The sequence below is a fragment of the Nocardiopsis synnemataformans genome (assembly GCF_965343085.1).
GTDB classification, from domain to species: Bacteria; Actinomycetota; Actinomycetes; order Streptosporangiales; family Streptosporangiaceae; genus Nocardiopsis; species Nocardiopsis alborubida.
The window spans coordinates 1-11356 of sequence record NZ_CBDRFA010000129.1 but is presented as its reverse complement, the minus strand read 5'-3'; the positions used below and the strand labels follow the sequence as shown (position 1 = coordinate 11356).

Annotated in this window: 9 protein-coding genes and 1 CRISPR repeat array; of the genes, 6 read left to right on the top strand and 3 right to left on the bottom strand. The window is 68.8% G+C overall.

The annotated features are described in order from the left end of the window. From ACSIH6_RS38340 to ACSIH6_RS38315, 6 genes are all read left to right on the top strand, one after another. Positions 1-1163, top strand: a 1163-nt coding sequence (locus ACSIH6_RS38340) for a TrbL/VirB6 family protein (protein ID WP_435113613.1), incomplete at its 5' end; no start/stop codon positions are given. Continuing rightward, entirely contained in the window at positions 1164-2090 is a 927-nt protein-coding gene (locus ACSIH6_RS38335; protein WP_435113610.1) for a PrgI family protein, read from the top strand. Continuing rightward, positions 2090-3886: a VirB4 family type IV secretion system protein gene (locus tag ACSIH6_RS38330; protein ID WP_435113608.1), complete on the top strand. Its 1797-nt coding sequence runs from the start codon at positions 2090-2092 to the stop codon at positions 3884-3886. The genes ACSIH6_RS38335 and ACSIH6_RS38330 overlap by 1 nt, the downstream gene beginning before the upstream one ends. After that, positions 3883-6204, top strand: a complete 2322-nt coding sequence (locus tag ACSIH6_RS38325) for a type IV secretory system conjugative DNA transfer family protein (protein ID WP_435113606.1) — start codon at positions 3883-3885, stop codon at positions 6202-6204. The genes ACSIH6_RS38330 and ACSIH6_RS38325 overlap by 4 nt, the downstream gene beginning before the upstream one ends. Before the next feature lie 27 nt (positions 6205-6231). Further along, a complete protein-coding gene (locus ACSIH6_RS38320) occupies positions 6232-7113 on the top strand; it encodes a replication-relaxation family protein (RefSeq protein ID WP_435113604.1) in 882 nt (293 codons plus the stop codon). Then, positions 7106-8170 carry a C40 family peptidase gene (locus tag ACSIH6_RS38315; protein ID WP_435113602.1) on the top strand — a complete coding sequence of 355 codons (1065 nt, stop codon included), beginning with the start codon at positions 7106-7108 and terminating at the stop codon, positions 8168-8170. The genes ACSIH6_RS38320 and ACSIH6_RS38315 overlap by 8 nt, the downstream gene beginning before the upstream one ends. Before the next feature lie 273 nt (positions 8171-8443). Here the strand turns inward: ACSIH6_RS38315 and ACSIH6_RS38310 are convergent, their stop codons facing one another. The 3 genes from ACSIH6_RS38310 to ACSIH6_RS38300 all read right to left on the bottom strand — a co-directional run bounded on the left by ACSIH6_RS38310 (position 8444) and on the right by ACSIH6_RS38300 (position 11059). Beyond that, on the bottom strand, positions 8444-8914 hold the full coding sequence (locus ACSIH6_RS38310; protein WP_435113600.1) for a hypothetical protein: 471 nt from the start codon (positions 8912-8914) through the stop codon (positions 8444-8446). A gap of 494 nt (positions 8915-9408) precedes the next feature. Beyond that, positions 9409-9680: a CRISPR direct-repeat array (repeat unit 28 nt; unit sequence GGGCCATCCCCGCATGCACGGGGCGCAG). Positions 9681-10028: 348 nt separating this feature from the next. Next, positions 10029-10529, bottom strand: coding sequence for a hypothetical protein (locus ACSIH6_RS38305; RefSeq protein WP_435113598.1), 501 nt, complete (start codon positions 10527-10529; stop codon positions 10029-10031). Then, positions 10526-11059: a hypothetical protein gene (locus tag ACSIH6_RS38300; RefSeq protein ID WP_435113596.1), complete on the bottom strand. Its 534-nt coding sequence runs from the start codon at positions 11057-11059 to the stop codon at positions 10526-10528. Before ACSIH6_RS38300 ends, ACSIH6_RS38305 begins: the two co-directional genes overlap by 4 nt. Between the last annotated feature and the right edge of the window lie 297 nt (positions 11060-11356).

The following is an 11356-nucleotide window of genomic DNA, read 5'->3' as shown; positions in this document are numbered from 1 at the left end:
TCAGGACCGCGTGGAGCGAGGTGCTGGCCGTCACCAACAGCCTGTACCTGCTGGTGGTCGTGGCCGCCGGGGTGCTGCTGATGAGCTACCAGACCGTGCAGACCTCGGCCGGGCTCAAGGAGCTGCTGCCCCGGGTCGTGTTGGGCTTCGTGGGCGCGAACGCCTCGTTCCTGCTCACCGAGATGATGCGTGAGCTGGCCAACGCCATCTCCGTGGCCATGCTCGACGGGGCCGCCACGGTCGACAACATCACCGAGACGCTCGCCCGGGTGCTGGGGGATCCCGGTGGTGAAGCGGTCCTCGTGCTGCTGTTGATGCTGATCGGTTCGTTGCTGGCCTTCTTCTTCATGCTGGCGGCGATCGTGCGGATCGTGCTGTGGATCCTGTTGACCGCCATCGCCCCGCTCGCGCTGGCCTGTCACGCGCTCCCGCAGATCGACGGCCTGGCCCGCCTGTGGTGGCGGGCGATGGGCGCGTTGATGGTGATCCAGATCGCCCAGGCCCTGGTGCTGCGCCTGATGGTGGTGCTGTTTTTGTCGCGGGACGCCGCCCCGGACTTCGTCGAGGCGGCCCGGGGCGTCATGGACGTCCTGTTGATCATCTGCTGCATGTACGTGCTGGTGCGCATCCCCTTCTGGGCGTTCAAGCAGGTGTTCAACTACCAGAAGTCGCCCCTGGTCAAGGGGGCCAAGCTCGCGGCCAGCCTGCTGGTCTTTCGCACCTTGGGCAGGGCGTTCGCTACGAAGAAGACTGCCGGGACCGCTGCCGCCTCCCGAGCTGCGAGTCGTGCACCCGCCACAGCAGCAGCGCCCGCCCTCACCCGGTCGGCGCCGCGGTGGCACCAACCCGAGCTGCCGAACTTCTCCGCGCGAATGCCGTACCGGCAGGACCCGCTGCCCGGGGTCGACCGGCGAATCAACCGCCCTCAGCAGGCACGGCTGCGTGAGCGACGCCGCTACCACCAGCCCGAACTGCCCCGTCCCAGGCACGTGCCGCCTCCGCGGTGGCGTCAGGAGCCGTTGCCGCAGTGGCAGGAGCCCACGCCCCGGCAGGAGATGTTGCCCGGAGCCCGCGACCTGCCACCGCCCCGGCCACGGACGCGCCCTCGGCAACCCGCGTTGTTCGATCCCCCTGCCCGTTCCCGTCCTCGGAGGAGGCCCTGAGTGTCACGTGTACGTATGCCCGCGGATGTGGAGCGCGAGGACAAGATCCTGGCCGGGCTCACTGCCCGCCAACTGGTGATCATCGGTGTTCCGGGGATCGGGCTGTGGGCCGCCTACTCGGTGCTCGGTCATCTGGTGTCCCCGATCGTGATCGTGGTCGTCGCGGTTCCGGTCATGGGCGCGGCGGTGGCCGCGGCGCTGGTCCAGCGCGACGGGTTGAGCCTGGACCGCCTGCTACTGGCCGCGTTCCGGTTCGCCCGCTCCCCCAAACGCCGAATCACCGGAGACCTCGGCGCGGCCGGGGTGCCGTCGTGGATCGACGCCGCACCGCCGCCGCTTCCGTCCCCGCTGAACCTGCCGGTGCGGTCGATCGCCGACGACGGTGTGGTCGACCTGGCCGAACACGGCTGCGCGGTGCTGGTGTCGTGCTCCACGGTGAGTTTCGCGCTACGCACCCCCGCCGAGCAGGCCGGGCTGGTGAACGGGTTCGCGTCCTACCTCAACTCGCTCAACACCCCGGTACAGCTCCTCGTCCGCGCGGAGTCGATCCGTCTGGATCCGCTCGTGGACGCACTCGACCAGGCCGCGCCGAACCTGCCGCATCCGGAGTTGGAGCGCGCGGCCCGTGATCACGCCGACTACCTCTCGGACCTATCCCGGTCCCGGGACCTGTTGCGGCGGCAGATCGTCCTGGTGCTTACCGAGCCCGGAGATGTCTCCCATGGGGCCGTCTCGGTGCGGCGACGGGCCGAGGACGCCGTGCGTGGCCTGGCCTCCGCTGGTTCACGTGCTCGTGTGCTCACTGGTCCGGAGGTCTTTGCTGTGCTTGTCTCGGCCGCTGATCCTTCCAGTCGTCACGTACCGCCCGAAGGGCTGGCGGCATCCGACGCGGTCATCACCGGCCCTGCCAGCGGACAGGAGAAGTGATGCGCGGGCGCAAGAACAGGAGGAAGACCTCCTCCGCATGTGAGGCCGTACCCGCCGAGGTGGAGGTCACCGTACGCCATCTGCGTGTGGGAGGCGGGGTGAGCGCGTCCTGGGCTGTCACTGGCTACCCCGCCGAGGTGGGCCACGGGTGGATGGAGCCCCTGCTGACCTACCCGGGGCGGCTCGACGTGTCTCTGCACATCGAACCGATCCCTGCGCAGACCGCCGCCGACCGGCTGCGCAGGCAGATGTCGAAGCTGGAGGCTTCCAGTCGCACCACGGCGGAGAAGGGCAAGCTGGAGGACTTCGAGGCTGAGGTGGCCGCCGAGGACGCCCGGGAGATGGCCGCCTCGCTGGCCCGCGGTGAGGGCAAGCTGTTTCGCGTCGGGCTCTACCTCACCGTGCACGCCGCCTCGCAGGAGGCTCTGGCCGAAGAGGTCGACCATGTCCGATCCCTGTGTTCGTCGATGCTGTTGGACGCCCGTCCCGCCTCCTACCGCCAGCTCCAGGGGTGGATCTCTGGTCTGCCGCTGGGCGTGGACCTGCTGGACCAGCGGCGGAGCATGGACACCCACGCGCTCGCCGCCTCCTTTCCGTTCGCCAGTCCGGACCTGGCCGTGCGGACCAGCGACCGCGCGGTGCTCTACGGCCTCAACGCCAGCAGCGCGGGCGTAGTGGTCTGGGACCGATGGGCGTCCGACAACTACAACTCGGTCGTGCTCGCCCGCTCCGGCGCGGGCAAGTCCTACTTCTGCAAACTCGACCTGCTGCGTTCCCTGTATACCGGGGTCACTGCGGCGGTCATCGACCCCGAGGACGAGTACACCCGTCTCACCCGAGCCGTGGGCGGCACGGTCATCGGCCTGGGCGCACCAGGAGTCCACCTCAATCCGCTCGATCTGGCCCTGGATGCCTCCGCGCGGCGCGACGCGGTGTCCAGGCGTGCGCTGTTCCTGCACACCCTGATGGCGGTGATGCTCGGCGGTGCCCTGTCCGCACGGCAACGTTCCGCGCTGGACCGGGCTCTGGTCGCCACCTACAGGGAGACCGGGATCACCGCCGACGAAAAGACCTGGTCCCGCCCGGCACCGCTGTTGGCGGATCTGGTGGCCGCTCTGGAAGCCGACTCCGACGAGCACGCCCAAGACCTGGCGGTCCAGCTCCAGCCGTTCGTGAACGGGTCCTACTCCGAACTGTTTCGCGCTCCCACCACCCAGCGTCCGACCGGCCACCTGGTGTCGTGGTCGCTGCGTCAGCTGCCCGACGAACTCAAGGCGGTCGGCACGCTGCTGGCGTTGGACTCGATCTGGCGGACCGTGGCCGATGCCACCCCTGACCACCCGCGCATGGTGCTGGTGGACGAGGGATGGATCCTGATGCAGGAACCCGAAGGCGCCCGCTTCCTGTTTCGTCTGGCCAAGGCCGCACGCAAACGCTGGACCGCGTTCGGTCTGGCCACACAGGACGCCGCGGACGTGCTCGGCAGCGAACTGGGCAAGGCGATCGTCGCCAACAGCGCGACGCAGATCCTCATGCGGCAGGCGCCCCAGGCCATCGATCAGGTCGCCGACGCCTTCGCCTTGTCGGAGGGAGAGCAGCAGTACCTGCTCACCGCATCCCCCGGCGACGCGCTGTTGTGCAGTGGCGCGGATCTGCGGGTGGCCTACCGGGTGGTGGCCAGCGACGCCGAACACGCCCTGGTCACCACCGACCCCGCAGAGCTGGCTTCGACCCGTCCCGACGAGAACACCCCGTTCGCGGACCTGGCAGACGATGACGGGGAGGAGCTGTTGTGAGCGGCTGGCTCGTCGATCTCGGAGAGTTGCCCGCGACGTTGGGGGCCGCCATCGCCGGATGGGCGTTCTCCTTCGGTTTCACTCTCGCAGCGGCTATCCCACCCGCGGTGGTCGGCCTGGTTCTCGTCCGCTACGTCCTGGGGTGGGCGCGGCAGTTGCGGTGGCGAAGCGGCGCCCGCCTGGTGGAGATCCTGCCTCCACCCCGCAGCGACCTGGCCGGGGCTGAGGACCTGTGGCGTCAGATGCTGGGCACGTTGCGCCCTCTCTGGAAACGCCTGCTGCTGGGGCAGCCGCACCTGGTGTGGGAGTACGCCATGAGCGTGTACGGGCTGCGCATCCGCGTGTGGGTGCCCGGGCCGCTCCCGCCCGGCATGGTGGAGCGGGCGATCTCCTCGGCCTGGCCAGGAGCATCGGCCACCACCCGCCGGGTGGTGAGTCCTCCCACGGACGTGTATGTGCACGCGGGTGGCGTCCGTCTGGCCCGCCCGGACCACTACCCCCTCAAGGACCGGTTCGAGGAAGACCCCTTACGTGCCCTGATCGGCGCGGCCGGGGATCTGTCCAAGGACGAGGAGGTCCTGGTGCAGGTGGCGGTGCGCCCGGTCACGGGGCGTCGGTTGCGCCGCGCCAACCGCGCGGCGGCGTCGCTGCGCTACGACTACACCCCGCGCGGCAACGTGTTCGACGCCCTCACACCGGGCCAGCACCGAGCGGTGAACCTGTTGGCGCTGCGCCCTGAGGCCGGGCGTGAGATCCAGGCGATCCTGAACAAGTCCACCCAGCCGCGTCTGGAAACGCAGGTCCGGTACCTGGTTGCCTCTCCTGGCCGCAGCGGGGAGGCTCGCCAGCGGCGCAGGGGGCGAGCGCACGCCGTGGCAGCCGCCTGGGCGGTGTTCAGCGGCCACAACTACTACCAACGCCGCCGGGTGTGGGTCCTGCCCCGATACCGGGCCGAAGCACGTGTCATGGGCTCCGGCGACCTGCTCACGGCACGCGAACTGGCCGCCATCGCCCACCTTCCGCTGGACGAGACGGTTCCCGGGCTCCAGCGTGCTCCCGCTCGTCCAGTGCCGCCTCCGCCCCAGGTGGCCACCGACATGCCACAGGCCCGGGTGCTGGGGACCGCCGAGCAGAGCGAGCGGCGCACCGTGGCCCAGCGCACCGCGGACGCGCGCCAGCACACCCACATCATCGGCGGCACAGGCGTCGGCAAGACCACACTGCTCATGGGCATGGCCTTGGACGACATCGCCAAGGGGCGCGGCTGCGTGATCATCGAGCCCAAGGGCGAATCCGACCTGCTGCTCTCCCGGATGCCGGAATCGGCCCTGGACCGGGTGGTCCTGATCGACCCGGACGACGACGCGCCACCGCCGAGCCTGAACGTGCTCGGCGGCTCCGATCCGGTGCGCACCGCCGACCTGGTCACCGGTATCTTCTCCCGGATCTACCGCGAGTCCTGGGGGCCGCGCACCGACGACATCCTGCGCTCGTGCTGCCTGACCCTGTCGGCCACCCCGCAGGCCTCCCTGTCCAACGTGCCACGGCTGTTGGAGAACGCGAGTTTCCGCCGCCGCGCCACGGCCCACCTGGACGGTGATTCGGTGCTGGCCGGGTTCTGGCGCTGGTACGAGGGCCTGTCCGACCAGGCCCGCGCCCATGCGACCGCGCCGCTGCTGAACAAGCTGCGCGCGGTGTTGCTGCGCGACTTCGCCCGCGACCTGCTGGCCGCGCGCCCACGCGAGGCGCTGGACCTGCCAGCTCTGCTGGACTCCGACGCGGTGATCATCGCCCGCCTGCCCAAGGGGGTGGTGGGCGAGGACACCTCCGCCCTGCTGGGGTCGCTGGTGCTGGCCCAGACCTGGAGCGCCGTGCTGTCCCGGGCGCGCCAGCGCGAGGCCGAGCGCCGCGACATCGGCATCTTCCTGGACGAGGCACACAACTTCCTGACCCTGCCCTACGGGCTGGGGGACATGCTCGCCGAGGCACGCGCCTACCGGGCAGGGCTGGTGATCGCCCACCAGGACCTGGCCCAGCTCCCCCGTGACCTGCGCGAGGCGACCAGCACCAACGCCCGCTCCAAGGTCTTCTTCGACCTCAGCCCCGAGGACGCTCGGGCGCTGGTGCGCCACGTCCACCCCGAACTCACCGAGCACGACCTGTCCCACCTGGCCCGCTACCAGGCCGCCGCACGCCTGGTGACCAACGGGGCGCTGTCCCCGGCCTTCACCCTGCGTACCCGGCCGCTCCCGCCACCCGTGCCGGGGCGAGCCACCGCCGTGCGCAAGGCCGCCCGAGCCAACCGCACCCGACCGTGACCGCCACTCCTCCTGGAGGTTTTCACCGTGTCCGTCATCCTGCGCCCCGACCACCGCGCCCCCATCCGTCCCCGCAGCTCTCCCGAGGTGATCAAGACGCTCGCCCGGCGTCTGACCGACCGCGATCGCCGCCTCATGCGGCTGATCTGGCGCCACCGCGTGCTCACCACCGACCAGCTCACCGCGCTGGGGTGGAACTCCTACAACACCGCCAAGCAGCGCCTGTCCACCCTCTACCGGCTCCGCGCCCTGGACCGTCTCCGCCCCTGGCAGCCGCGCGGCGGCTCCCCGTGGCACTACGTGCTCGACTCCCCCGGCGCGGAGATCCTGGCCGCTGACGAGGGCATGACCCTGCGCGAGTTCGGCTACCGCCGCGACCGGGTGTTGGCCAACGTCACCAGCACCCAGCTCTCCCACACCCTGGGCATCAACCAGGTCTTCACCGACCTGTACGCCCACGCCCGCGAGAAGAGCCACGACGCACGCCTGCGGTGGTGGACCGAGGGAGAGTGCGCCGACCTGTGGGGCGACATCGTGCGGCCCGACGGCGCCGGGGTGTGGACCGTGGGGGACGCGTCGGTGTCCTTCTTCCTGGAGTTCGACAACGGCACCGAGCGGCTGCGCCGCCTGTCCGCCAAGCTCGACGCCTACCACGAGCTGGCCTCGGCGTCCGTGCACGGAGTCGTGCTGTTCTACCTACCCTCCCGCAAGCGCGAGGCCCACATCCGCCGCGCGCTGGGCGCCACCACCCCCGTGCCTGTGGCCACCGCGGTCCACGGCGACCACCCCGCCCGCCAGGTGTGGACCCGCCTGGACGACCCGCACCTGCGACCCCGGCACCTGACGGGGCTGGTCGAGGAAGAGGCTCATCAACCGGCCCTGTTCGACTGGAGGGAGGCACGTGGCTAGCTTCGGCTGCGGGCTCACCCTCGGCGTGGGCGTCCTCCTCGCCCCCGCACTGCTGATCTCGGTGGCGCTCTTCGCCGTCGACGCCCCCACCAGGATGGCACCCGAGCAGGTGGAGGGCATCGACCCGACCTTGCTGGACGCCTACGCGCGCGGACCCACCCTCCTAGAAGGCGAGGAGTACGCCCACTGCACCGGCATGCGCTGGTCCGTCCTGGCCGGGATCGGAGCGGTGGAGTCCGACCACGGCGCCACCGCCGACATCGCCCCCGACGGCACCACCGCCCCGCCGTTCGTCGGCCCGCGCCTGGACGGCTCCGGTGTCGGGGGCAACCTCACCCCCCACTACGACACCGACGACGGCAGATGGGACGGAGACACCGAGTACGACCGGGCGGTGGGGGTCACCCAGCACCTGCCCGCGAACTGGGACAGGTATGGGATCGACGGCAACGGAGACGGCCGGGCAGATCCGCACAACGTCTACGACTCCGTCGCCTCGACGGCGGTGGAGCTGTGCCAGAGTTCCCAGGGCGCACCCGTGGATTTCTCGAACCGGAGTGATCTGGAGGAGGCTCTGTTCCGGTACAACCCCGCTGGCTGGTACGTGGACGAGGTCATGGCCGAGATCGACCACTATGACCGGCTCTCGGTCGGTGTCGGGTCTCACGGCAGTAGCGGGGCTGGTCGTCGGGCGGTGGAGTGGGCTCTGGAGCAGCTCGGCAAGCCCTACGTCTGGGGTGGCTCTGGGCCGGACGCCTTCGACTGCTCAGGCCTGGTCATGCGCGCCTGGGAAGCCGCTGGCGTCTCCATCCCCCGAGTGACCACCGACCAGTTCGCCCACGGCACCCACGTCGACCTGTCCCAGATCCAGCCAGGAGATTTGCTGTTCTTCAACGTCGGCCCCGGCCCTCAGCCGGGGCACGTGACCATGTACGTCGGAGATGGGCAGATGATCAACGCCCCCTCAACAGGGAAGGTCGTGCGCCTCGATCCGATCGACATGCCCTACTACGCGAACGCGTTCGCTGGCGCCGTCCGACCGGCGTCCTCCCACTGAACCATCCCCGCGTGCTCGGGGAGCAGATGTCGCCCTGCGGAGTCTCCCGGACCATGGCAGGACCATCCCCGTGTGCGCGGAGAGCAGGCGTCTGCGCCAGGAGCGTCGTGAAGTCCTCGGGGACCATCCCCGCGTACGCGGGGCACAGAAAACATAACGTCCTTGCTGCGGTGCAGGTCAAGGGCCATCCCAGCGTGCGCAGGGAGATAGGTCTCACCTTGTCTTGTGCAGGTACATGCTAGAGCCTCCGACAAACCAAGCACGAGACAGTTCTTAGAACGGCGGCTCGTCACTGAATCCACCGAAGCCTCCACCGGTTGGTTTGGGCGGAGGAGTGTAGTCCCGCATGGTCCCGTGCATGTAGTCCGTGACTCCACGGGCGTCAGCCCAAAACCGGCGAAAGAGCATCCGTGCGGGCTCTGGATCAGGAGGCTCATAATCGTTTAGGTCCTCGGTATGCACCACTAGCCGGTCGGGGTTGAGGCTGGCCATCATTGACAGACCGAGAAAGACTGCTTCAGCGTTCTGCCAGGTGTGAGGCACGGTCTTGCCTATGAGCATCTTGCGCACCGTCTCCTTGCTCGCGGCCCCCTCCTGCGGAGGCGCGTCCTCAGCTGCCTGACTCACCGCCTCCATCGTCGGCATCCCGGCATCGACCCACAAGCGGAACAGCGTCTCCATGAACCTGCGTTGCGGCCCTGGAGGCAACTCCTTCTGCGAGGGCATCCGGATCGACCTCACCATCCCAAAACTCCTTTGGGCAACCTTCAGCAAGCAGAAACAAGCTAGGACAAGCTAGGACAAGCTAGGACAAGCGTAAACGATCTCTGGCTCTGGCAAGCACTACAGGGGCCGTCTCGTGCTCTCGATCAGTCCAAAGAAAGCGGGCGGAGCATCGGGGTGTGGCTGCTTTCAGGCTTGATAGTGACCGGAAGCCCCGGTGTGAAGGGAGTGAAGATGATTGAGGTGCGCGCTGCGCTCATCCTGTTGGGCAGCACGGGGTGCGGTGTCCTCGCAGGGACACTGCGGTTGGCGGCAGGGGCTTCCTGGCCCGATGCTCTGTTGGCTGCCGGTGCCGCGTTCGGGGCGGCAGTGGGCATCCTGACACTAGTGGTCAGGAGCGACCGTTCTTCAGATAGACCCTGATCCGGCCTTACAACCCCAGATGAGGCAGAGGAAGCCATCCCCGCGTGCGCAGGGAGTAGTCGACCTCCTTCGTGAGGTCGTCGATCTCGGCGGGACCATCCCCGCGTGCGCGGGGCGCAGTACGGCGTCGAGGACTTCGACAAGGAACTCGGCGGGCCATCCCCGCATGCACGGGGCGCAGTTGCGAGTAGGCGTGCAGCGGAATGCGTGAGGGGGGCCATCCCCGCATGCACGGGGCGCAGCCTACGTCTGGGGAGCGTGGGGACCCAATTCGTGGGCCATCCCCGCATGCACGGGGCGCAGGTTCTGCCTGGTCGTGAGGTGTGCGTGGGTGGGGGGCCATCCCCGCATGCACGGGGCGCAGACTTCATGACCTGCAGTCTTACCAGAGGAAAGCAACCGTTTTTCCAGCTTCCTGAGAACGGATATTTCCCCTTCCTGTCAAGGCAGTCCTTGAACTCTTCCTACCGTAGACCAGGCTTGTCTCACCAGTCAGACAGGGCACAACTACCATCGTGCAACGCTGGAAAACCGCACGCGACCGCGCGCACCCTCCAGCGAACCCCAGCACAGCCTGTTGACATCAGTGCGGCGACGGCACAGCTGCGACGCCTTTGTGTCGTCCACAAGCCGGACCTTCCTGCACAGAACGCACAAGAAGTGCCTGTCTCCGGTCGCGTTGGACTCCGCAGACAGGCACGAGCAAAGGTGCTTACTCGGCAGGGCGAACCTGCACCCATCGGCCATGCAGCCAGGCTTCGGCTCGGATCACCTCAGGTTCCAGTTCCACAGTGGCACACACGTGGAGTTCAGCCCTGGGAGGCACAGGACCGTTCGCTCCGACGCTGTGCAGCTTCGGCGGACCGTCGCGGAAGAAGGTCCGCATGAGAACGCGTTGTTCCCGCTGGGCTTCCTCTACCGCTTGCTGATAGTGGCGTTCGGCCACCAGCAGGTCCCACACCTGTGCTCGGGGCAGCGGCTGGTCGTCGCTGTCTCGGCACTGATCGGCGAACCGCTCCAAAACCCGGCGCTCCGCCCTGGGCATTTCGAGCCGCACGAAGTCACGGCGTGCGCTGAGGGTGATGACTCCGAGCGTGCGCCCTGCGTTCTTGACGACAGCGGACACCCCTTCGCCCCTCCCGGTGGGGGTGACGTAGGTGACCCGAACGTCGGTGTGGGGAACCTGCAACCCGGTGTGGGGAAGCGTGATCATGACGTCTCCTCAGCGGTGTGCTGCTGGTCGGAGTGGATCTGTGTCCAGACGTCACCGGTCCACAGCTCGCTGCGGGCCGCCTCCGACGGGAGGGAGCGCTTCCGCGCGGCGTGCACGGCGGCCGGATAGTCCGGGTAGGAGGCGGCGATGTCGAGGAGTTTCGCCTGCGCGGGGAGGCCAGAGGCGTCGATGACCCGCAGCAGGTAGCACCGCCGCCGACGGGCGTCGCGAACCGCCAGTTCCCAGTCGTGTTCCGCGATGAGGTGGTCGAGCACGGTGGCTTCGGTGAGACCGGGGTTGAACAGGGCGGTCTGCATTGCGAAGGACCACACGACGTAGGCGGCGCGCTGGTCGACCCCGACGAACCGGGTGGGGCCGTCGTGGGTGTGGGTGGTGTGGCCCAGAAGCGTACGCCGCTGCCGTACGGTCGCGATCTCGATGCCGTCGTCCCCCGAACCGATCCGCTGGGTTGCGGTGACGTGGACATAGGTCGGAGGCACACGCAGGCCGGTGTGGGTCAGGGTGATCATGGGTTTCTCCCTTCGTGGAGGTGGGAGGAGTGCGTGAGGTGCTGGCAGCGTGCGCCAACCGGCCCGCACTCCCTGAGCGGTGCGTACGCACGGGCAGGCGCGTGGCCGACTTCGCGAGTACCTGGCGGCGGCCTGAGTTGGAGCCCGCCCGCCTGCGCGAGGAGGCGCGTTTCAGGCTCTGTGCGCGAGTGCGTACGCACGGGTTGTTGCGTTACCGTGGGATCGGTCGATCTCTCTGCTAGTCACTTAGAGGTCACGACCGGGGGTGGGGGGGGGGGAGGGGGAGAGACACCCCCC